The sequence below is a fragment of the Sphingomonas sp. ASV193 genome (assembly GCF_040203355.1).
GTDB lineage: Bacteria > Pseudomonadota > Alphaproteobacteria > Sphingomonadales > Sphingomonadaceae > Sphingomicrobium.
In genome coordinates, this window is the sequence record NZ_JBEHBW010000004.1 from 192,107 (window position 1) to 213,302 (window position 21,196).

A 21,196-nucleotide genomic window follows, 5' to 3' on the forward strand; every position below is an offset into this window, starting at 1 on the left:
CCGGGGGCCCCCGGGGGGCGCCCCCCCCCCCCCCCCCCCGCGGCGGCGGGGTGGGGGGGGGGGGCTCCCCCGCGTCCGGCGGATCGACAGCCGCCGTTCAACCGTTTGTGCTATAAGGCGAAACGAAGGAGTGATTCGATGAATCGCATGAAGGTGAAGCGGATCGGCAAGACGGTGCTGGTGGTGGGCGTCGCGGCGCTCGCGCTCGGCGTCGCCGGGGCCAGCTACGCCCGCGCCGCCGACCCGACCGGGGGCAACGCCGCCGCGCTGACCGGCAAGACCCCGCAGGGGTGGAGCTACGACGTCAAGGACGGCAAGCGCGTGCCCAAGGCGAGCCGCACGACCAACGCCGACGGCAGCTGGCGCGAGGAAACCAAGCAGGGCAACTGCACCACGGTCAAGGAAAGCAGCGCCTCGGGCGAGATCAAGACCACCCGCAGCTGCAACTGACCCGCCTCATACCGATCAGCCGGCGGTGGGCTTGGCCTCCGCCGGCTTTTTCGCGTCCATCCCGTTGCCGCCCGCCTGGTCGAACTTGCACGCGGGCAGCCCGACCTTTTCGGTGTCGGTGCAGCGACGCACCTGGACGTCGTTGTTGCCGCCGATGAACAGCGCCCAGTCCTTGCTGTCGTTGCAGCGCGCCGAATAGAAATCCATGTTCTTGTAGCGGCCGTTGAACTGGCTCGCGTCGATCCGCTGGCACATGTAGCCCGACGCGTGGATCGCGCGCTTCAGCGCGATCGCGCGGTTGAGGTCGTTCAGCCCGCGGAGGTCCTTCTGCTCCTGGCTCAGCGCCATCACCTCGGGCGCGGCGGCATTGTCCGCGGGTTTCGAATCGCACGCCGCGAGCGGGGCGATCAGCAGCGGCAGGAAGGCGAGGGCGAGCGCACGGGTCATCGATGATCTCCTCTTCACCAAGGCGATACGCACGAGCCGCGCGAAAGCTTCACCCGCGCGCGCGGCGCGCTTCGATCAGCGCGGCGACGTCGGCGGCGCGGTGGCCGTCGGCGACCGCGACGAAGATGGTATCGTCCCCCGCGATCGTCCCCGCCACCGCGCCCAGCGCCGCCGAATCGAGCGCGTTGGCGACGAGGTTGGCCGATCCGGGCGGGGTACGCAGCACCACCAGCGGCCCCGCCGTCACGACGTCGGTGACCCATTCGGCGAGCAGCCGGTCGAGCTTCGCCGCCGCGTGCGCCGGGTCGATCGTCTCGGGCAGCAGATAGCGGATCGCGCCCTCGCGCTTGAGCTTGACCGCGCCCAGTTCGTCGAGGTCGCGGCTGACCGTCGCCTGTGTCGCCGCCACCCCCGCCAGCCCGAGCCGCGCGACGATCTCTTCCTGGCTGCCGACCCGGCCCGAGCGAAGCCAGTCGGCGATCATCCGCTGGCGCTGGGGCTTGGCGGCGGCGCTCATCGCTGGCCGTCCCCCGCGATCATCGTCCCGATGCCCTGGTCGGTGAACAGCTCGACCAGGATCGAATGGTCGGCGCGCCCGTCGATCATGTGCGCGCTGCCGACCCCGCCCTCGACCGCCTCGGCGCAGGCGGCGAGCTTGGGGATCATGCCCCCGGTGACGCCCTCGTCGGCGATCGCCGCGCGCGCCTCGGCGGCGGTCAGCCGCTGGACCAGCGAAGCCGGGTCGGCGGGGTCGGCGAGCAGCCCCGGCGTCCCGGTCAGGTAGATGATCTTCTCGGCCTTCATCGCCACCGCGATCGCGGTCGCGGCATCGTCGGCATTGATGTTGTAGGGCTGCGCCGAGGAATCGGCCCCAACGGTCGAGACGACCGGGATCAGCCCGTCCTCGTGGAAGTCGTGCAGCAGCTCGCCGCGAACCTTCACCACCCGCCCGACGAAGCCGAGCCGCGGGTCGATCGGCTCGACCTCGAGCAGCCGTCCGTCCTCGCCCGCGACCCCGATCGCCACCGGCTCGAGCGCGTTGATCGCGGCGACGAGGTCGCGGTTGGTCTTGCCGACCAGCACCATCCTGACGACGTCGAGCGCGTCGGCCCCGGTGACCCGCAGCCCGTCGATCCGCTCGATCGCGATTCCCGCCTTGGCCATTTCGGTATCGATCTGCGGCCCGCCGCCGTGGACCACGACCGGGCGGATGCCGACCGAGTGGAGCAGCAGTATGTCCTTGGCGAGGCTCCGCCGCCGCTCGGGGTCGGTCATCGGCACCCCGCCGACCTTGACCACCACCGTCTTGCCCGTGAACCGCCGGATATAGGGCAGCGCCTCGATCAGGATCCGCGCGGTATCGATCGGGTGCGTGTTGGCGTCGGTCATGAGGTTTCCGCGTTTTCCTTGATGTAGCCGGGTCCGAGGTCGACGCTCACCGCGCGCCCGCTGCCCCCGCCGACCCCCAGGTCGACGACGATGTCGATCTCGCCGCCCTTCATGTGGGCGAGCACCGCCTCGGCGTCGTGCGCGATCTCGACCCCGCCCTCGGCAACCCGGATCCCGCCATAACTCACCGCCGAGCGGTCGGGCGCGAAGTCGACGCCGCAGCTCCCCGCCTCGGCCAGCAGCCGCCCCCAATAGGCGTCGGCGCCGTACCAGCTGCACTTGATCAGCTGGTTGTTGCCGATCGAGCGCGCGACCTTGCGCGCCTCGGCGTCGCTGCCTGCGCCGGTGACGCGGATGACGACCAGCTTGGTCATCCCCTCGGCATCGCGCGCCATGCTCAGCATCAGCGCCTCGCATACCTGGCGGACGTCGTCCTCGAACTGCGCCAGGTCGGCGGGCGGCCCCTTGCGCCCGCTGGCGAACAGCAGGACGGTGTCGTTGGTCGAGGTCGCGCCATCGGTGATCAGCTCGTTGAAGGTCGCGTCGGTCGCCCGCCGCAGGATCGGCTGGAGCACGTCTGGTGCAACCTCGGCATCGGTCGTCAGGAACGCCAGCATCGTCGCCATGTTCGGCGCGAGCATCCCGCAGCCCTTGGCCATCCCGCCGACCGCGTAGTCGTCGCGCACCACCGCCGCTTCCTTGGGCCGCGTGTCGGTGGTGAGGATGCCCTTGGCCGCGTCGCGATGCCCGGCGCGGGTCAGCGCCTGCCCGAGTAGGGGGATCCCGGCGAGGATCTTGCGCATCGGCAGGCGGAACCCGATCAGCCCGGTCGAGCAGGCGAGCATCTCGCCGCTCGCGCAGCCGACCGCCTCGGCCGCCGCCTCGCACATCGCCTCGGCATCGGCGCGGCCCTTGGCCCCGGTCCCGGCATTGGCGTTGCCCGAATTGACGATCACCCCGGCCGCCATCCCGCCCGATGCGGCGAGCCGGTCGACGTCGGCCTCGACCGGGGGCGCGCGGAACTTGTTGGTGGTGAACACCGCGGCGCACGGCACCGGCTTGCCGTCGTCGGTCGCCAACAGCGCCATGTCGCGCCTCTGCGGCTTGATCCCGGCATGGATCCCGGCGGCGACGAACCCTTCGGCGACGGTAACGCTCACGGATAGACCCCGATTCTGGACAGGCCCGCGCCCTCGTCGAGCCCGAACATCAAATTGGCGCACTGGATCATCTGCCCGGCGGCGCCCTTGCCGAGATTGTCGATCGCCGCCAGCGCAACGACCGTGTTGGTGCGCTCGTCGAAGCGCGCGGTGACGAAGGCGGCATTGCTGCCGGTCGCCCACTTGGTTTCGGGCAGCGCCTCGCCGACATGGACGAACGCCTCGCCCGCCCACGCGTCGCGCAGGATCGCGAGCGGGTCGCACGGGCCGGTCGCGCGGGCATAGCAGGTGGCGAGGATCCCGCGGCTCGCGGGCAGCAGGTGCGGGGTGAACAGCACCTCGGCCCCGCTGGTCAGCTCCATCTCGGCGGTATGGCGGTGGCGGGTCAGGCCATAGGCGCGGAAACTGCCGTCGACGCTGCAGAAATGGGTCCCGGCATTGGCCGATCGCCCCGCGCCGCTGACCCCCGAGGCGGCGTCGACGATAATCCCCTTCGTCTCGACCGCGCCGGCATCGACCAGCGGCTTGATCGCCAGCGTCGCCGCGGTCGGGTAGCAGCCGGGGGCGGCGACGAAACGCGCCTTGGCGATCGCCTCGCGATGAAGCTCGGGCAGCCCGTAGACGAATTGGCCGAGCAGGTCGGGCCGCGCATGTTTCTCGCCGTACCAGCGCTCGAAAACGTCGGCCTCGTCGAGCCGGAAGTCGGCGCCAAGGTCGACGATCCGTGCCCCGCTGCCGACGAGGTCGTCGGCCAGCTTCTGCGTCTCGCCATGCGGCAGCGCGGCAAAGACGAGGTCATGCCCCGCCAGCTTCGCCGCGTCGTAGGTGTCGAACGCGCGTCCCGGATAGGCGAGCGACAGGTGCGGGTGCAGCGCCTCGACCGGCTGGCCGGCGTTAGACGAGCCGAACAATGTCCCCGCCTCGATAGCGGGGTGGCTCGCCAGCAGGCGGAGAAGCTCGCCCCCGACATAACCCGAGGCACCAAGGATCGCGGCACGAATCATCGCGGCCCTATGCAGAAACCTGCATATTTATGCAAGTGTCAGGCGCGCGTCATCCGCGGCTGCGTCCGGTCATATTCCGCCGCGAGATCGAGCAGCGCCTGCTTGATCAGCGGATCGCTCGCAGTCTGCGCCATATTGCGGAGCGCGCGCGAATTGGGGCGGGGAACGGCCTGTGACATCGAGATTCCCAATGTCTTCTTGCCGACATTGTTCCGTCGCGCGGCCGACTTTCAGTCGGTGTGTCGAATCCGCACCAGTCCGGCGGCGCGCACCGCGCGCTCGACCGCCGCCTCGACGCTGGCGTCCCGCGCCAACGCGACACCCATCCGCCGGTTCGGCAGGGTCTTGGGCTTGGCGAACAGCCGCAGGTCGACCGGCGTGCCCGGCGCCCCCACTGCCAGCGCCTCGGTCACCCCCTCGAACGCGAACGCCTCGCTTTCGCGCGCTGCCAGGATCACCGCCGAGGCGGACGGCCCGGCCAACTCGATCGCCGGGATCGCAAGCTCGAGGATCGCGCGCAGGTGAAGCTCGAATTCGTTGGGAAACTGGCTCAACAGCGTCACCATCCCGGTGTCGTGCGGGCGCGGGCTCAGCTCGGAGAAGATCGCCCGGTCGCCTGCGATGAAGAACTCGACCCCGAACAGCCCGTGGCCGCCGAGCGCACTCACCACCGTCGCCGCCTGCGCCTGCGCGCTGTCCAGCACCCCGCCGGGGAGCCGCGCGGGCTGCCAGCTCTCGCGATAATCGCCCTTTTCCTGCCGGTGGCCGATCGGCGGGCAGAAGAGCACGCCGTCCTCGCTCGCCACGGTCAGCAGCGTGATCTCGCTGTCGAAGGCGATGAACTGCTCGACGATCACCCGCGGCCGGTCGCCGCGCATGTTGGCGACCGCATGGTCCCACGCCGCGCCGACCTCGTCGGCGGTGCGCGCGGTCGACTGGCCCTTGCCGCTGCTGCTCATCACCGGCTTGACCACCACCGGCAGCCCGACCTCCCGCCCGGCCGCGATCGCCTCGTCGCGGCTCTCGGCGAACCGGTAGCGCGAGGTCTCGAGCCCGAGTTCGTTCGCGGCGAAGTCGCGAATCCCGTCGCGGTTCATCGTCAGCTGGACCGCCTTCGCCGACGGCGCCACCCGCCACCCCTCGGCCTCGAGGTCGGCGAGCGTCGCGGTATCGATCGCCTCGATCTCGGGCACGATATAGTCGGGCCGGTGCGCCTCGACCGCGCGGCGCAGCGCCGCGCCGTCGAGCATCGAAAACACCTCGCGCGCGTCGGCGACCTGCATCGCCGGGGCCTCGTCATAGCGGTCGCAGGCGATCACCCGGCAACCCAGCCGCTTGGCGGCGATGGCGAATTCGCGGCCCAGTTCGCCGGACCCGAGCAGCATCAGCGTGGCGATATACATCGCGTCCGCTTAGCCGTTAGCGGGCCCGCGCCCAAGGGTCTTGCGTCTCGCCGCGCGGCGGGGGAGGGTGCCGCAAAAGGGGAGATTGAACCGATGCCGATCCTGACCGCCCTGCTGCTCGCCGCGGCGCCGCCCCCCGCCACGCCGAAAATCCGCTCGCCCGGCGACGCGGTCAAGGCGGCGCGCGCTGCCGACTGGGCCGAGATCCCGGCCGACGAGCTGATGGTGATGGACCTCGCAAACGGCAAACGCGTCGTCATCCAGCTCGCCCCGATCTTTGCCCCGGTGCACGTCGCCAACCTCAAGATCATGGCGCGAGCCGGCTATTGGGGCCGCGCGACCGTCTATCGCGTGGTCGACAACTGGGTCACCCAGTGGGGGCTCGGCGACGGCCCGTTCAAGTCGCCCCCGGGGGTGATCGACCGCCCGCCCGAGGAATATCAGCGCAGCGCGCGCGGGCTGACGCTGACCCCGATGGGCTCGCCCGACCCCTATTCGTCGATGGCCGCCTATACCGAGGGCTGGCCGGTGGCGAAGCAGCCGGGCGGGATCGTCAACGCCGCCTATTGCTACGGCACCGTCGGGGTCGCGCGCGACGCCGCCCCCGACACCGGGAACGGCAGCGAGCTGTTCACCGTGATCGGCGCGACCGCCCGCCGGCTCGACCGCAACTATGCGCTGGTCGGGCGGGTGATCGAGGGGATGGAATATCTCTCGGCCTTGCCGCGCGGCACCGCCGACATGGGGGTCTATGCCAAGGACCAGTCGCCGCTGGCGATCACATCTGTCCGGATCGCCGCCGATATGCCCGCCGGTCAGCGCCCGCGGTTCGAATATCTGAAATCCGGATCGCCGGCCTTCGCCGACTATGTCCAGCTTGCCTCGCACCGCCGCGACTACGGCGTGCCCTCGCCCGGAGCCGACCTGTGCGCGGTCCCGGTCCCGGTGCGCAAGGTCGGCGTCAAGTCCTAGGCGTCAGGCCGCCCAGGCGCGGGTCTCGGCATTGCGGTGGCGGATCATCGCCGGGCCGTTGTACGAACGCATGCTCGCCTCGGCGAGCGGCAGCGCGGTCGAACAGAAGGCGCACTCGGCGCTCATCCGGCCGATCAGCCAGTGGGTGCGCCCGCATCCGGGGCAGTGGTTGACTTCCTGCTCGCGGTAAACGGCGTGATAGCCGCGGGCCGCCGGGTCGAACGCCGTATGCAGGTCGCCGATCATCGCAACGGTCTTCATCGTCGTAACTCCCTTTCGCAGCCATAACGGGCGAAATGACGAAAATGTTTCATCGACGAAAGAAAACGCTTCAACGACAAATGCTTGGCCGTCCCAGCCGGAGACGGAGCCGTCGAAACTGTTGCTTTTGCGCTACGGCCCCAGCGGCGCGAGGTCGATCGGCTCGGCGAATTCGCCGCCGATCTTGGTGCCCGCGGTCCACTTGACCAGCGCGTTGGCGCGCTCGAGCCCGGGCAGCATCAGCCACACGCGCGAGCCGACTTCGAACTCGCCCTCGGTCTCGGCCATGAAGCCGGCGGGCGACAGGTTGAGCACGCGCACCTCGACTCCCTCGCTGCCGAGCTCGCGCATCCGCGCCTCGATCGCGACCGGCATGCGCGTGGCCTGCCGGCGCTCGGCGCCGGTGGGAAGCTCCCCCATCCGCGCGTTCAACTTGACGTCCATCCTGCTCATCGGCTCGGGCCGCTACTCCAGCGGCGCGGCGAAGTGAATACCGATATGACCGTCGCGAATCCAGCGGACCTGCCCGGCGACCTCGCCCTGCTCAAGCAACTGGAGCCGGATCCGCTCGCCGATGTGCAAGGCATGCTCGCTCGCCACCATCGCCCCCGATGCCGAGACATTGACCAGCCTGACCGCCGCCGACGCCCCGCGCGCGGTCATCACCGCCGTATCGCCGCTCGGCTCGAGCCGCGGCTCGCTGCGCTGGTCGAACATCCGCTTGACCGTGCGCGGAATCATCCCCCCGTCCAACCGAAGTTTCATCGCCACGACTTTCTGCCCCGCTGTTGCCGCTTTGCACTGGAAATAGCCCGATCGCCTTAAGATATGGTTGGTGAAACGGATTCGCGGTCATGGCGTCGCGGTCCGGACTTTTGGGCGGTGGCGCGGTTGGCCGCGACCGTTCATCGCGTGTAAGCCCGGCTTGGGCGACAAGCGGTTGGCGAATACGCCTCGGGAGGGAATGACAGGACCATGACACGGCTGATGTTGTTGACGAGTGCCGCGCTGGCGGCGCTGCCGATCGCGGCCCCCGCGCAGGTCGCGCCGATGGGCCAGGTCACCCCCTATCAGCCCGGCGCGCGCCCCGCGCCCAGGGTCGACCCGCTCTCGCCGGCCGCCTCTCAGCCCGTCACGACCACGCCCGTCAACACGCCGCAGTCGTCCCAGCCGGTCGAGCCGCTACCCCCGCCGCCGCCCCCCGCGATCTGGCCCGCGGCCGACGTCGCCGCGCTGATCTCCTACATCCAGGGGATCGGCAAGGAAGGGCTGAACCCCGCCGACTACGATCCCGCCGGGCTCCAGGCCGCGCTTGCCAGCCGTGACCCGGCGATCGCCTCGGCCGCCGCCACCGCGCGCTTCAACCAGCTGTCGAACGACCTCGCGCTCGGCCATGTCCGCGGGACCAGCCGGGTCGACTGGCACGTGGTCGACAAGGATCTCGACGCGACCCGCCAGCGCGCGCTGCTCGACGGCGCGCTCGCGCACCACCAGGTGCCGCAGGCGCTCGACGCGCTGCTCCCGACCCACCCGCAATATGGCGCGCTGCGCGCCGCGCTGGCCGAGACGATCGCCAACGATCCCGCGAACACCGCGCGGATCAACCTCATCCGGCTCAACATGGACCGCTGGCGCTGGCTGCCGCGCGACCTCGGGCGCAAATATGTCATCGTCAACATCCCCAGCTTCCACGTGACGCTGGTGCAGGACGGGCAGATCCGCTGGAAACAGCGCGCGATCGCCGGCAAGGTGACGACCAAGACCCCCAATCTCTCGGTGCTCGCGACCGGCGTGGTGCTGAACCCGTCGTGGGCGGTGCCCGACAGCATTTCGGGCGAGGTCCGCGGAAAGAAGGGCTTCACCCCGGTCAAGGCGGCCGACGGCCACGTGAAGTATTGGCTCCAGCCGCCGGGGCCGACCAACGCGCTCGGCGAACTCAAGTTCGTGATGCCGAACAAGTATAACATCTACCTCCACGACACCAACGCGCGCAGCCGCTTCAACAGCGACGTGCGCGCGCTCAGCCACGGCTGCGTGCGGACCCAGAACATCGTCGACCTCGCGACCACGCTGCTGATGGACGACGGCGGCAAGTGGACCCCCGAAAGCGTCCGCGCCGCGCTCGACACCAAGAAGACGCAGGTCGCCAGCTTCGTGAAGCCGGTCCCGGTCTACATCGTCTATTTCAGCGCGGCGGCGGCGACCGACGGGACGATCACCACCTACCAGGACCTCTACAACCGCGACCCCGCGGTGATCAGCGCGCTGCTGACCCGGACGGGGGAATCGGCGAAGGCCAAGGCGGCCGACCAGGCGACGAAGAACAAGGGGGATGACAAGACCCCCGAATCGAAGGACTGAGCCCGAGCCACCGAGCGTAGCGACGCCGACGCGTTAGCGCGTCGCCGGCGCAGCGCGACGAAACGGCGAGCGCCGGACGGCCTGCCGCGCAGCGGACAGGACCGACGTCACGGATTTACTCCGTGACGGCTTCCATGAGTGGAATACGAACCTCAGTCGGCGTCGCTCGGAATGGATCGATAGCCAAAAATCAGGAGTCCAAGAACATTCGTGACAGCTGCCCCGATGACGATCTTGAGCAGCGCCATGTCGCGTTGATGGTCGGTCGGGCAGGCGTGGCCATGCGAAGGAATGCAATCGCCGAGAATGGGCCCTAGCGCTAGAACAAACGCAAATCCCCAACACGCAATGGTGAGAATGCAGCCCAATCCGACAAAGTGTCTGCGCATCTGGCGACGAAGTTCGCAGATCTCCAGGAAGTCCGCAATGTGTCTTAGCGGTCATGACCCTCGCATGCCGTCACGAAGTAAAACCTCCGCCGGCATTCCAACGATGCTGCGCATAGCCGGAACCTTGGGCGGGTGCGCCGTGACGTCGGTCCTGTCCGCTGGCGCGGCAGACCGTCCGCGCTTGCCGTCTCGCAGCTAACGACGCTCGCTTCGCTCCGCTTTCGTTAGCCGCGTGCGGCTACGCGATTTTATCAGCATAAATCATGCGGCCGCCGCCGAGACGGCCCATGACCGCCCACTGGCTCTTGCGGCCGAAGGCGAAGCAGCCTTCGCTGCGGCCGAGCTTGCCATGTTCCTGGACCATGTCGGGTTCGGCATACCAGGCGTTGTGGATGACGATCGCGCGGCCGAGCGCGTTGTTGTTGGTCGCGTCGAGCCCGGCGACCTTCATCGACAGGCCGTACTTGCCGTCATAGGTGCCGTCGGTGATGTAGGCGCCCTGCGCGGTCGCGTAGGAGCCATAGTCGTTGCTGAACCGCTCGAGGAAGCCCGAATGGTCGGGGTCCGACCCGCGGCCATGCGCGACGAGGTGCGATTCGACCGTGTTCGACGGCAGGTGGACGACGTGAAACCGCGGCTGGTCCGACGGCAACGAGAAGTCGACGATCCCGACGAAGTCGCGCGCCGCGACATAGGGGCGGTGCGAATCGAGGGCCGCCAGCGCGCGCTGGAACAGCTGCGGGTTGACCCCGGCGGGCGCCTGGATCGCGGCGGCGGGCTGGTAGGGCTTGAGGCCGGGGGCAAGATCGACGCGCATCCCGGTCGTCGCGCCCGACCACAGCGTCTGCGAAGCGGCCGCCGACGACAGCAGCAATCCGCCCGCGCCCGCAGCGCCCACTCGCAACATTTCCCGACGATTCAACGACATGCTTTCCCCACTCCGGTGAAGCGAGGCTTGTATCATCGAAAAGATTAAGCGCCGATAACCAGAACGCGTTCGTTTCGCGGCTCGTCCCGACCCCGGCTCGATTCGTCGTGGATGGCCGGAACCGACGACGAAAAAGCCAATGACTTGAACCGCATCGGTCCCCCTGCTAAGGGGCCGCGACCGCCGCGGGACCGGCTCCTGCGGCGAACGCTATTTATGCGCCTGACCTCAAGGGGTTGGCGTCCCACGGAATCGAAGGAGTTGGACGGCTTTTATGCAGATCATCGTTCGCGACAATAATGTCGAGCAGGCGCTGCGCGCGCTCAAGAAGAAGCTGCAGCGCGAAGGCGTCTATCGCGAGATGAAGCTGCGCCGTCACTACGAGAAGCCGTCGGAAAAGCGCGCCCGCGAACGCGCCGCCGCGATCCGCCGCGCCCGCAAGCTCGAGCGCAAGCGGCTCGAGCGCGAAGGTGCGCGCTAAGCTTTAGCGCGCCCACCCATGAGCACCGTCACCGCCGTCCCGATCCGCCCGCTGAAGAAGGGCGCGATGCTGCGCCTGTGGCTCGGCATCGCCGCGCTGGTCATCGCCGCCTTCGTGCTGGCGAAGCTCGGCGCGGGCTCGTTCCACAATGTCGAGGTCGAGACGGTCTCGCCCGGCCACGGCGACCCGATCGGGCCGATGGACGGGGTGCTGATCGACTATAAGGGCACGCTCGACGACGGCACGGTGTTCGACCAGACCCAGCCGGGCCAGCCCGCGCCGATGCTCGTTGGCGGCGTTGTCCCGGGGTTCAGCCAAGCGCTCCAGAAGATGAAGGAAGGCGGCTCGTACCGCGTCCTCATTCCCAGCCGCCTCGCCTATGGCGATCGCCCGCGCGAAGGCAGCCCGATCCCGCCGGGCGCCGACCTGCATTTCGACGTCACCGTCGTGCGCGTGGTCAAGGACGCCGCGATCCAGGCCGCCGCCGCCCAGCAGGCGCAGCAACAGATGCAGGCGCAGCAGCAGCCTCAGGACCCGTCCCAGCCTCAGGAGCCGGCGCAGCCCGACTCCGGCGCGGCGCGGCCCGCCCGCTAGGCTGCTCGCCGCGCCCGCCGCGGCGAGCGAATTCCTCCAGCGCGACCTTGATCGTCGCGGTGATCGGGTCGGCCAGGAACAGCCCGACGATCCCGAACAGCGTGCCCAGCACGATCTGCATCGCCAGCACCACCGCGGGCGCGAGGTCGACCGTCCGCCGCGCGACATAGGGCACCACCAGATAGCCGTCGACCGACTGCACCAGCGCGTAGGTGACCATCGCCCAGATGCCCTGGTGCATCCCCGCGCCGAACCCGACCGCCGCCATCAGCAGCCCCGACACCACCGCGCCGATGTTGGGCAAAAAGGCGAGCAGCCCGGTCAGCAGCCCGAGCAGCGCCGCGTTGGGCACCCCGCCCATCCACAAGAAGAGGAAGGTGAACACCCCCTCGACGATCATCCCGATCAGCCGCCCGAACATCAGCTGGCGAAGCGTTGCCCCGACCTTGTCGCTGATCGCGTAATAGGTATCGCGGCTGCGCATCGGCAGCAGCCAGGCGATGCCGCGCTCGTACAATCGCGGTTCGACCGCGATGAACAGGCCGAGCACCAGCACCATCGCCAGCGACGACACCGCCCCGACCGCGGTGCCGAGCACGCTGGTCAGCCGCCCGACCTCGCCCATCAATTGCTGGCCGATGTTCGACTTGCTGTCGGGGGTGATCAGCCCGAACTTGTTGGCGATCCCCATCAGCCGGTTGGCCTGCGCGGTCACCGCCTCGCGAATCGCCCCGGCCTGCCCCGACAGCGTCGTCCCGGCGTACCAGCCGACCCAGCCGAGAAAGGCGAGGATGCCCAGCGTGACGATCGTCAGCCGCCACCCGCGCCCGATCGGCAGCACCCGCCCCAGCAGCCGCGTCCCGCCGTCGAGAATCACCGCGAAGATCGCCGCGGCGAAGATCAGCAGCAGCGGCTTGGCGAGCAGAACGACCCCGGCGATGGCGAGGATCATCCCAAGCCAGATCGCCGCGCGCTTCAACTCGCTGATCTGCGCCGGGTCGGCCAGTTCGATCGGGCCGGGAACCTCGCGCTCGTCGCTATCCCGATCGCTGCTGGCCGCCATCTATCCTCCGTGGGTTCGCAGGGACGACCCGGCGCGCCCCTTGCGGAAACTGCTGAACCAGGTAGACGGGTGCAACAGGCTGAAATCGCCGTCGAGGCTGAAGGTGATGAACTCGGCGCGCCCGCCGATGTTCTCCCACGGCACCGGCCCGCCAAGCCCCAGCTCGGCGAGGCTGTAGCGGCTGTCGGCGCTATGGTCGCGGTTGTCGCCCATCAGGAACACGTGTCCCGCGGGCACCGTCACCGGCCCGTAAGTGTCGCCGGGGCTGCTCCCGTCGTCGATCGTGTCGTAGCTGACCCCGCCGGGCAGCGTCTCGCGCACGATCGGCAGGCGGCAGAATTGCCCGGCGGCGGTGGTCACCAGGTCGCCGGGAAACTGCGCCGGGCTGCAAGGCGCGTTGGTGTCGACCGGCACCATCGCCGGCGGGCGAAGTTCGAACGGCACCAGCTTGCCGTTGAGGATCAGCCGCCCGTCCCTGACCTGGATGGTGTCGCCGGGAAGCCCGATCGCGCGCTTGATATAATCCTCGTCGCGCCCGGGCGGGGTGACGATGACGATGTCGCCGCGCTTGGGCATATGCCCAAGCACCCGCCCCGACATGAAGGGCAGGGTGATCCCCCACGGCTCGCCGCTGTGGCTCGCCAGGCTGCGCACGATCGCCGCCGGGTTGGGAATGGTCGGCGACACGTAGGACCAGCCATAGGGATATTTGCTGACCACCAGCCGGTCGCCCTTGAGCAGCGCGGGCATCATCGATTCGGACGGGATGTAGAAGGGCTTGGCGATGAAGCTGTGGAACCCCAGCACCGCCAGCAGCACCAGCCCCATGCCCTTGGTCTCGCGCCAAAGCGCCTGCCCCGCCGTCTCCTTCGGCTCGGAAGCGACGGGTTGTTCGGCGGTGGGGCGCTCGGCGGGAACGGCCGGGTCGGACACGAGACTCTCCAAGATTCAGGCCGACATCAGGCGTCGGCGGGAAGCGCTTCGATGACGACGAAGGCCTGCGCCCACGGATGGTCGTCGGTCATCGTCAGGTGGACGCGAAGCGCGTGGCCGTCCGGGGTCAGGGCGTCAAGCCGCGCCTTCGCCCCGCCGGTCAATATCAGCGTCGGCGCGCCCGAGGCCGCGTTCACCACGCCGATGTCCTTCATGTAGACCCCGCGCTTGAACCCGGTCCCGACCGCCTTGGAAAACGCCTCCTTGGCGGCGAACCGCTTGGCCAGCGTCCCGGCCTTGGTGAACGGCCGCCGCGCCGCCTTGGCGCGCTCGAGATCGGTGAACACCCGCGCCTCGAACCGCTCGCCGAACCGCGCCAGCGACGCCTCGATCCGCTCAATATTGCACAGGTCGCTGCCGAGCCCGATGATCATGACGGTCCGTATCCTGCCGGGGGCAGGATGAGGGCCGTCATCCGCCGGATGGCGCGTCGACGTAGAATGCGCCACTTCACCGCGCCGCCTCCATCAGCCCGCGCATCCGCTTCACGCTCGCCGCGAGCCCGTCGAAGATCGCCTCGCCGATCAGGAAATGGCCGATGTTCAGCTCGGCGAGCTGGGGGATGGCGGCGACCGGGACGACATTGTCGTAGGTCAGGCCATGCCCCGCGTGCGGCTCGATCCCGTTCTTGCCCGCGAGCGCCGCCATCTCGGCGATCCGACGAAGCTCGTCCGCCCCGCCGTCGTGAGCGTAGCGACCGGTGTGAAATTCGACCACCGGCGCCCGCAACCGAAGCGCCGCCTCGACTTGGCGCTCGCTTGGCTCGATGAACAGGCTGACCCGGATTCCCGCCTCGCCGAGCGCATCGACGATCGGGCGGAGCATGTCATATTGGCCGGCGGCGTCGAGCCCGCCCTCGGTGGTCCGCTCCTCGCGCCGCTCGGGGACGATGCACGCCGCGTGCGGGCGATGGCGAAGCGCGATGCCCAGCATCTCGTGCGTCGCCGCCATCTCGAGGTTGAGCGGCAGGTCGGTCGCCCCCATCAACCGCGCGATGTCGTCGTCGGTGATGTGCCGCCGGTCCTCGCGCAGGTGGGCGGTGATCCCGTCGGCCCCCGCCGCCGCCGCGATCTGCGCCGCCTTGGCCGGGTCGGGATGCCCGCCCCCGCGCGCGTTCCGGATCGTCGCCACATGGTCGATGTTGACGCCGAGCCGCAGCGCTCCGGGGCGAAGGGCAGGGGGCACGCTCACGCCGCCGCGCGGCTCCCCGGCTTCACCGCCGGGATCGCCGCCAGTTCGGGCGGCAGCGCGTCAGGCGCGTAGGTCGGCACGTCGATGCGAATGAGCGGGATGTACGGCACGCCGAGATCGACGCCGCCCCCGGTGCGGTCGACCAGGCTCGCCGCCGCGACCACCGTGCCGCCCGCCGCCTCGATCGACCGAATCGCCTCGCGGCTCGACAGGCCGGTGGTCACCACGTCCTCGACCATCAGCACCCCGGTCCCCGGCGCCAGCGCGAACCCGCGCCGCAGGTGGAATTCGCCGTCGGGCCGCTCGACGAACATCGCCGGCACGCCCAGCGCGCGGCCCATTTCGTGGCCGATGATCACCCCGCCCATCGCCGGCGACACCACCGCGCCGATCTTCGCCTTGATCTCGGCGGGGATCTTCGCGGCCAGTGCCCGCGCCAGCCGCTCGGCCCGCGCCCCGTCCATCAGCACCCGCGCGCACTGCAGATATTTGGGGCTGCGAAGCCCCGACGACAGGATGAAATGCCCTTCGAGCAGCGCCTCGGCGGCGCGGAATTCGGCCAGCACCTCGTCGTCGGTCATCGCGTCTCGCGCCTCCTGGTGGTCTGGGCCGCGAATAGGCAGCCGCGCGCGTGGCCGCAACCGCGCTTCGACGAGACACCAAACTTTGCCTTTCCAGCGTCTTGAGGACCGGCGCATCCCTTTCTATAAGGCCGCCGATTCATGAAGGGGCCGCGCGACAGGTGGGGTCCGTATATCCGGGGTAACGATGACTTTGATCGGACGGGCGCTGGCCCTGTTGACCACCGCGACCACGGCGAGCGCCGCGTTCGCCCAGAACACGGCCCAGGCCGCTGCTAACGCGACGGCTCCCGCCGCCAACGCCGCCGCGCCCGCTGCTGCTGCCCCGGCCGCCGCCGCCGCCCCGCCGGTCGACTATCTCACCCCCACCCCGGGCGTCGGCATGCCCGACGGGCGCTACGGCCTGCAGGACCAGGTCACCGCGCTCGGCCAGCGGGTCGCCAACTTCCACAACGGCCCGCTGCTGTGGATGTGCGCGGTGATCAGCGTGTTCGTGCTGGTGCTGCTGGTCTACACCATCTTCCGTTTCCGCCGCGGCGCCAACCCGACCCCGTCGAAGACCACTCACCACACGATGATCGAAGTGGTGTGGACGCTCGTCCCGGTGCTGATTCTCGTCGCGATCGCGATCCCCTCGATCCGCATCATCCGCGCGCAGTACAGCCCGCCGCCGGTCGACCTCACCATCAAGGTCGTCGGCCACCAGTGGTACTGGACCTACCAATATCCCGACAACGGCGGGTTCGAACTGACCTCGAACCAGCTCAAGGAAGCCAACGACCCGACCCGCGGCAAGACCGATCGCGCCCGCACCGACAAGGACGGGCCGCCGATGCTCGCGGTCGACGAGCGGCTGGTCATCCCGGCCGGCAAGACGGTCAAGTTCCTCGTCACCGCCGAGGACGTGATCCACAGCTTCGCGGTCCCTGCCTTCTACACCAAGATGGACGCCGTCCCCGGCCGCATCAACGAGACCTGGGTCAAGGTCGATCGCCCCGGCGTCTATTTCGGCCAGTGCAGCGAGCTGTGCGGCGTCCGCCACGGCTACATGCCGATCGCGGTCGAGGTGCTGCCCGAGGCGCAGTTCAACGAATGGCTCGCCTCGAAGGGCGGCCAGCCCAAGGGCGCCAAGCCCGCCGCCCCCGCGCCCGCGGCCCCCGCCGTCATTCCCGCCGCGGCCCCGGCGCCCGCCGCTCCCGCCCCGGCCGCCGCCCCGGCCAAGGCCTGAGACTTTAGAGTACGGACATACAGATGAGCACGATCCCCGCCGACGCCCTGAACCTCCAGCGGCATGACGACCATCACGACGCGCACCACGATGCCGATCACAAGCCGGGCTTCTTCGCCCGCTGGTTCATGTCGACCAACCACAAGGACATCGGCACGCTCTACCTGATCTTCGCGATCGTCGCGGGGATCATCGGCGGCGGCATTAGCGGCATCATGCGCGCCGAGCTGATGCACCCGGGCATCCAGTATCTCGACAAGGTCTGGCCGCTCCTGGGCGGCGTCGGCTCGATGGACGAGGCGCTCCACCGCTGGAACGTGCTGATCACCGCCCACGGCCTCATCATGGTGTTCTTCATGGTCATGCCGGCGATGATCGGCGGGTTCGGCAACTGGTTCGTGCCGTTGATGATCGGCGCGCCCGACATGGCCTTCCCGCGGATGAACAACATCTCGTTCTGGCTGCTCGTCCCGGCGTTCCTGCTGCTGTTGGGCTCGGCATTCGTCCCCGGCGACGCCAGCGGCAACGGCGCGGGCACCGGCTGGACGGTCTACGCCCCGCTCTCCACCAGCGGCTCGCAAGGCCCCTCGGTCGACATGGCGATCTTCGCGCTCCACCTCGCGGGCGCCAGCTCGATCCTCGGCGCGATCAACTTCATCACCACCATCTTCAACATGCGCGCGCCGGGCATGACCCTGCACAAGATGCCGCTGTTCGTCTGGTCGGTGCTGATCACCGCCTTCCTGCTGCTGCTCGCGCTCCCGGTGCTCGCCGGCGCGATCACCATGCTGCTGACCGACCGCAACTTCGGCACCAGCTTCTTCGCGGCCGACGGCGGCGGCGACCCGATCCTTTACCAGCACCTGTTCTGGTTCTTCGGCCACCCCGAGGTGTACATCATGATCCTGCCGGGCTTCGGCATGGTCAGCCAGATCATCGCCACCTTCAGCCGCAAGCCGGTGTTCGGCTATCTCGGCATGGCCTACGCGATGGTCGCGATCGGCGTGGTCGGCTTCGTCGTGTGGGCGCACCACATGTATACCACCGGCCTCGACGTGAACACGAAGATGTACTTCACCGCCGCGACGATGATCATCGCGGTCCCGACCGGCGTGAAGATCTTCTCGTGGATCGCCACCATGTGGGGCGGCTCGCTCAGCTTCGAGACCCCGATGCTGTTCGCGATCGGCTTCATCTTCCTGTTCACCGTCGGCGGCGTCACCGGCGTCGTGCTGTCGAACGGCGGCGTCGACAACTACATGCAGGACACCTACTACGTCGTCGCGCACTTCCACTATGTGCTCAGCCTCGGCGCGGTGTTCTCGCTGTTCGCCGGCTTCTACTACTGGTTCCCGAAGATGAGCGGAAAGATGTACAACGAGGCGCTCGGCAAGCTTCACTTCCTGCTGATGTTCGTCGGCGTGAACGTGATCTTCTTCCCGCAGCACTTCCTCGGGCTCGACGGCATGCCGCGGCGTATCCCGGACTACACCCCGGCGTACGAACATTGGAACACCGTCTCGACCTACGGCTACATGATCACGGTGGCGGGCATGGCGGTGTTCTTCGTCAACGTCGCCCTGTCGCTCGCGGCGGGCCGCAAGGCCGGCGACAACCCGTGGGGCGAAGGCGCGACCACGCTCGAATGGACCCTCTCGAGCCCCCCGCCCTTCCACCAGTTCGAGACGCTGCCAAGGATCGACTAGCTTGAGGCGCCGAGCAGAAAGCCGGAATTCGCGAAGCGGATACCGGCTTTCTGTCGAAGAGCCGCCGAAAGCCGGCCGACCGGCGCGCCAGCGACCGGATCGACGTCACGGATTAACTCCGTGACGGCCCACCCATTTTGAGGCGCCGAGCAGAGGGCCGGAAATCGCGAAGCGGTTTCCGGCCCTCTGTCGAAGAGCTGCCGAAAGCCGGCCGCCAGAAGCCTCACCGAACCCGTCGGACTAGCGACGGCTACTTAGCGCATTTACACCGTTACGACCTCGTGACTGAATGTCCGCCAACGACCCATTGCGGACATTCGGCCATTAGCTTTACCCTCTACCGATGAGCGCGACTTGGCGAGACATTGCGTTTCAGTTGGACCCCGCTGTTGCGCGCGAAGCCGCCAGGGCTTGGGTTTGGCTAATGCCGGAGCCTTGGGAGCCAATCGTCTGTTCGATGGTCGCGGGCATCTTTCTGGAAACGCCGGACGGCAAGGTCCATTGGCTTGATACGGGGACCGGCTTGGTTGAGCAGGTGGCCCAAAGCCGCGAGCATTTTGACGAGTTAGTTAGGTCGTCACCCGAACTGGTCGACGATTGGTTCCTGCCACCGCTCGTCGAGCGGCTCAATGCGGAGGGCAAGAAGCCAAATGAAGGGGAGTGCTTCGGCTTTACAATTCTGCCGGTCTTTGCCGAGGGAAAGTATGACACGGACAACATGTTCGTGGTTTCCGTAAGGGAACAGATGGTCGGATTGGCTGACGTTCATCGCCAGCTAAACGGCCTGCCCGACGGGTCGTCAGTCCGAGTCAAAGTGACCGATTAGGTGTCAAACTCGAACGTCCGCTTTCCACCCAACGCCGACACTCCCCCAACGAAAAGAGGCCCCGCCTTGCGACGGGGCCTCTCCTCATTCACGCGGCGCCGCGCTTACCAATAGCGGTAATGCACCACCTGCAGCACGCGTCCGGTGCGCACATTCACCAGCAGCAGGTCGTCGCCGTAGCGAACCCAGCGCTGCCAGCGCGCCGGCGCGCGGACGTTGAACCGGCCATAGTCGCTCACATGATAGCGCGAACCGTAGAACGCCGGGCGCAACTGGTAGCCGACCGTCACCGGGCGATAGGCCCAGCCGCGATACGGGGCGACATAGGCCACCCGGCGATGATCGCGCCGGTCTTCGCGCAGATCACGACGGTCGTGTCGAAGCTCGCGCCGGTCCTGGCGGATTTCGCGACGGTCGTGGCGAACTTCCTGGCGGTCGTGGCGCATGTCCTGCGACATCGCGGTGCCCGGAACGGCACTCGCCGCCATCGCCGCGAACAGGATGAATTTGCGCATGGTCATACTCCTTCTCTGCCGGGCGCCCCTCGATGCCCGGCCAGGGTGATTCCCCGGTATGACGCATTTTCTATCGCACTACGCCTGAACCGCGCGATACCGGCGCGGTCAGGCGGCAGACAGGTCGCGCACTGGCGATTTCGCTGTCCTACAGCCCCCCGCCTGTGCCACCGTCAGGACGCTCGCCCACCCGCGTAGGATTCGCGTTGGGGCGATCGGCGCGCCGCCCGCCCCGCCGCGAGGCGCGGCGCCACGCCGCCCTCGCTTAAGGTCACAAAAATGTCCGGGGTGACGCTGGCTTTTGCGACCTTAAGCCGCGTTGCCGTCCGCCGCCGGGGTCGCCCCTAGAGCCCCGGCTGCCGCCGCGCCGATTCCGCACTGCTTCTGCTCCATCGGGATCTGCTTGGTGATCCGGGTCGCATTCTCGGCATAGGCCTGGGTCACGCTACCCGAATTGACCGTCTTGCCCTTGAGCGGGCTGACCCCCTGGCAGAGGTGGAAGACGTGCGGGTCGGACGACTTCTTCTGCCCCGCCTCGGGCGCGATCCAGTAGACGGTGTCGACCCCGTTGGGGTGCGCCGCGTCCTTGGTCGCGTCGGCGATCGTCTTCGAATCGCGCGCGATGTCCTGCGCCTGCTGCGCGACCTCGGGCGAACAGGCGGTGGTCGGCTGCCCGGCTTTGATCTGCGCCGCGCACTGGTTCATGTCCTGGGTGTATTTCTCGACCGACGGCGGGTTGAAGTCGATCCCCAGCACCGTCGCCAGCACCGCCAGCGCCGCGCCGACGCCGCCGGCGATCTTCTTGTTCTTGGGATCCATGTCCTTGTCGGTGTAGATCAGGAACACCAGCGGCACGAACGCCAGCACGGTCATGATCGCGCCAAGCTGGTTCTGGAAGAAGAAGCGCGCCTTGTCCGCCTCGCGCGCCGGGTCCTGCCGGTTCGCCGACTTCCACAGGAAGCTGCCCGCCACCGCGAACACCGCGATCCCGACCAACAGGCCGATCAGCAGGCCGAGGTTGCCATGGTCGAACTTGTGCTGCCGGAGCGCGATGATCGCGTAGATCTCGGTCCCGATCGCCACCAGCCAGCAGAGGAAGGCGAAGATCCGCAGCCGGGTCGCCGCGCCCTTCTGCTCGTGAGTCGCGCGCCAGTCCTTGGTGATGTCATTGTCGTCGGCCATGCCTGATCCCCCGCTAAGGTCGGGCGCGAGGATGGCGCGCATTGTGCGTCAGTTCAACTGCTTCCTCGATCC

The 21,196-nt window shown here is 68.5% G+C and carries 25 protein-coding genes and 1 pseudogene; 8 read left to right on the forward strand and 18 right to left on the reverse strand.

Features of this window, described 5'->3' with window-relative positions:
- The first annotated feature begins 138 nt into the window (after positions 1 to 138).
- Positions 139 to 450, forward strand: a complete 312-nt coding sequence (locus tag ABDK56_RS09365) for a hypothetical protein (RefSeq protein WP_349807994.1) — start codon at positions 139 to 141, stop codon at positions 448 to 450.
- A gap of 15 nt (positions 451 to 465) precedes the next feature.
- On the opposite strand, the gene ABDK56_RS09370 is transcribed toward ABDK56_RS09365, so the two are convergent.
- The 7 genes from ABDK56_RS09370 to purT are packed head-to-tail and all read right to left on the reverse strand — an operon-like array spanning position 466 to position 5,853.
- The gene (locus ABDK56_RS09370; protein WP_349807995.1) at positions 466 to 897 is read right to left on the reverse strand and encodes a hypothetical protein; all 432 of its coding nucleotides are present in this window, start codon (positions 895 to 897) and stop codon (positions 466 to 468) included.
- A 49-nt stretch (positions 898 to 946) separates the two neighbouring features.
- Positions 947 to 1,414 carry an arginine repressor gene (gene argR, locus ABDK56_RS09375; RefSeq protein ID WP_349807996.1) on the reverse strand — a complete coding sequence of 156 codons (468 nt, stop codon included), beginning with the start codon at positions 1,412 to 1,414 and terminating at the stop codon, positions 947 to 949.
- Positions 1,411 to 2,286, reverse strand: a complete 876-nt coding sequence (gene argB, locus ABDK56_RS09380) for an acetylglutamate kinase (RefSeq protein WP_349807997.1) — start codon at positions 2,284 to 2,286, stop codon at positions 1,411 to 1,413. The genes argR and argB overlap by 4 nt, the downstream gene beginning before the upstream one ends.
- Entirely contained in the window at positions 2,283 to 3,446 is a 1,164-nt protein-coding gene (argJ, locus tag ABDK56_RS09385) for a bifunctional glutamate N-acetyltransferase/amino-acid acetyltransferase ArgJ (RefSeq protein WP_349807998.1), read from the reverse strand. Before argJ ends, argB begins: the two co-directional genes overlap by 4 nt.
- A complete protein-coding gene (argC, locus tag ABDK56_RS09390) occupies positions 3,443 to 4,450 on the reverse strand; it encodes an N-acetyl-gamma-glutamyl-phosphate reductase (protein WP_349807999.1) in 1,008 nt (335 codons plus the stop codon). Before argC ends, argJ begins: the two co-directional genes overlap by 4 nt.
- 38 nt (positions 4,451 to 4,488) lie before the next feature.
- Positions 4,489 to 4,629, reverse strand: a complete 141-nt coding sequence (locus ABDK56_RS09395; RefSeq protein ID WP_349808000.1) for a hypothetical protein — start codon at positions 4,627 to 4,629, stop codon at positions 4,489 to 4,491.
- A 51-nt stretch (positions 4,630 to 4,680) separates the two neighbouring features.
- Positions 4,681 to 5,853 carry a formate-dependent phosphoribosylglycinamide formyltransferase gene (gene purT / locus ABDK56_RS09400; RefSeq protein WP_349808001.1) on the reverse strand — a complete coding sequence of 391 codons (1,173 nt, stop codon included), beginning with the start codon at positions 5,851 to 5,853 and terminating at the stop codon, positions 4,681 to 4,683.
- Positions 5,854 to 5,946: 93 nt separating this feature from the next.
- Here purT and ABDK56_RS09405 point away from each other — a divergent pair, with 93 nt between their 5' ends.
- On the forward strand, positions 5,947 to 6,825 hold the full coding sequence (locus ABDK56_RS09405; protein ID WP_349808002.1) for a peptidylprolyl isomerase: 879 nt from the start codon (positions 5,947 to 5,949) through the stop codon (positions 6,823 to 6,825).
- Positions 6,826 to 6,828: 3 nt separating this feature from the next.
- Here ABDK56_RS09405 and ABDK56_RS09410 read toward each other — a convergent pair whose 3' ends face one another.
- The 3 genes from ABDK56_RS09410 to ABDK56_RS09420 form a co-directional block, all read right to left on the reverse strand.
- Positions 6,829 to 7,086 (reverse strand): hypothetical protein, encoded by a 258-nt coding sequence (locus ABDK56_RS09410; RefSeq protein WP_349808003.1) that lies wholly within the window; start codon positions 7,084 to 7,086, stop codon positions 6,829 to 6,831.
- 132 nt (positions 7,087 to 7,218) lie between these two features.
- Positions 7,219 to 7,539, reverse strand: a complete 321-nt coding sequence (locus ABDK56_RS09415) for a PilZ domain-containing protein (protein WP_349808004.1) — start codon at positions 7,537 to 7,539, stop codon at positions 7,219 to 7,221.
- 12 nt (positions 7,540 to 7,551) lie between these two features.
- Positions 7,552 to 7,827, reverse strand: a complete 276-nt coding sequence (locus tag ABDK56_RS09420; protein ID WP_349808005.1) for a PilZ domain-containing protein — start codon at positions 7,825 to 7,827, stop codon at positions 7,552 to 7,554.
- Between the two features lie 234 nt (positions 7,828 to 8,061).
- On the opposite strand from ABDK56_RS09420, the gene ABDK56_RS09425 reads away from it, so the two are divergent.
- Positions 8,062 to 9,447, forward strand: a complete 1,386-nt coding sequence (locus tag ABDK56_RS09425; protein WP_349808006.1) for a L,D-transpeptidase family protein — start codon at positions 8,062 to 8,064, stop codon at positions 9,445 to 9,447.
- A gap of 627 nt (positions 9,448 to 10,074) precedes the next feature.
- Here ABDK56_RS09425 and ABDK56_RS09430 read toward each other — a convergent pair.
- Complete coding sequence (locus ABDK56_RS09430) at positions 10,075 to 10,743, reverse strand: murein L,D-transpeptidase catalytic domain family protein (protein WP_349808007.1); 669 nt, start codon at positions 10,741 to 10,743, stop codon at positions 10,075 to 10,077.
- A gap of 295 nt (positions 10,744 to 11,038) precedes the next feature.
- On the opposite strand from ABDK56_RS09430, the gene rpsU reads away from it, so the two are divergent.
- Both rpsU and ABDK56_RS09440 read left to right on the forward strand, forming a co-directional pair.
- Entirely contained in the window at positions 11,039 to 11,245 is a 207-nt protein-coding gene (gene rpsU, locus ABDK56_RS09435) for a 30S ribosomal protein S21 (protein ID WP_349808008.1), read from the forward strand.
- A gap of 198 nt (positions 11,246 to 11,443) precedes the next feature.
- Positions 11,444 to 11,680 (forward strand): annotated as a pseudogene (locus ABDK56_RS09440) (FKBP-type peptidyl-prolyl cis-trans isomerase); the annotation flags it as partial.
- A 22-nt stretch (positions 11,681 to 11,702) separates the two neighbouring features.
- On the opposite strand, the gene ABDK56_RS09445 reads toward ABDK56_RS09440, so the two are convergent.
- The 5 genes from ABDK56_RS09445 to pyrE all read right to left on the reverse strand — a co-directional run bounded on the left by ABDK56_RS09445 (position 11,703) and on the right by pyrE (position 15,667).
- Positions 11,703 to 12,902, reverse strand: coding sequence for an AI-2E family transporter (locus ABDK56_RS09445; protein WP_349808009.1), 1,200 nt, complete (start codon positions 12,900 to 12,902; stop codon positions 11,703 to 11,705).
- The gene (lepB, locus tag ABDK56_RS09450; RefSeq protein ID WP_349808010.1) at positions 12,903 to 13,835 is read right to left on the reverse strand and encodes a signal peptidase I; all 933 of its coding nucleotides are present in this window, start codon (positions 13,833 to 13,835) and stop codon (positions 12,903 to 12,905) included.
- A gap of 26 nt (positions 13,836 to 13,861) precedes the next feature.
- Positions 13,862 to 14,269: a holo-ACP synthase gene (acpS, locus tag ABDK56_RS09455; RefSeq protein ID WP_349808011.1), complete on the reverse strand. Its 408-nt coding sequence runs from the start codon at positions 14,267 to 14,269 to the stop codon at positions 13,862 to 13,864.
- Positions 14,270 to 14,345: 76 nt separating this feature from the next.
- Entirely contained in the window at positions 14,346 to 15,086 is a 741-nt protein-coding gene (locus tag ABDK56_RS09460; protein ID WP_349808012.1) for a pyridoxine 5'-phosphate synthase, read from the reverse strand.
- The gene (gene pyrE / locus ABDK56_RS09465; protein WP_349808013.1) at positions 15,083 to 15,667 is read right to left on the reverse strand and encodes an orotate phosphoribosyltransferase; all 585 of its coding nucleotides are present in this window, start codon (positions 15,665 to 15,667) and stop codon (positions 15,083 to 15,085) included. The genes ABDK56_RS09460 and pyrE overlap by 4 nt, the downstream gene beginning before the upstream one ends.
- 187 nt (positions 15,668 to 15,854) lie before the next feature.
- Here pyrE and coxB point away from each other — a divergent pair, with 187 nt between their 5' ends.
- The 3 genes from coxB (at position 15,855) to ABDK56_RS09480 (ending at position 19,427) form a co-directional block, all read left to right on the forward strand.
- Positions 15,855 to 16,895, forward strand: a complete 1,041-nt coding sequence (gene coxB / locus ABDK56_RS09470) for a cytochrome c oxidase subunit II (protein WP_349808014.1) — start codon at positions 15,855 to 15,857, stop codon at positions 16,893 to 16,895.
- Positions 16,896 to 16,918: 23 nt separating this feature from the next.
- Entirely contained in the window at positions 16,919 to 18,601 is a 1,683-nt protein-coding gene (gene ctaD, locus ABDK56_RS09475; protein ID WP_349808015.1) for a cytochrome c oxidase subunit I, read from the forward strand.
- A 457-nt stretch (positions 18,602 to 19,058) separates the two neighbouring features.
- Complete coding sequence (locus tag ABDK56_RS09480; RefSeq protein WP_349808016.1) at positions 19,059 to 19,427, forward strand: T6SS immunity protein Tdi1 domain-containing protein; 369 nt, start codon at positions 19,059 to 19,061, stop codon at positions 19,425 to 19,427.
- Positions 19,428 to 19,531: 104 nt separating this feature from the next.
- Here the strand turns inward: ABDK56_RS09480 and ABDK56_RS09485 are convergent, their stop codons facing one another.
- Together ABDK56_RS09485 and ABDK56_RS09490 are read right to left on the reverse strand one after the other, a co-directional pair.
- Positions 19,532 to 19,942, reverse strand: a complete 411-nt coding sequence (locus ABDK56_RS09485; RefSeq protein ID WP_349808017.1) for an RcnB family protein — start codon at positions 19,940 to 19,942, stop codon at positions 19,532 to 19,534.
- Between the two features lie 309 nt (positions 19,943 to 20,251).
- A complete protein-coding gene (locus ABDK56_RS09490; protein ID WP_349808018.1) occupies positions 20,252 to 21,124 on the reverse strand; it encodes a hypothetical protein in 873 nt (290 codons plus the stop codon).
- Positions 21,125 to 21,196: the final 72 nt, after the last annotated feature.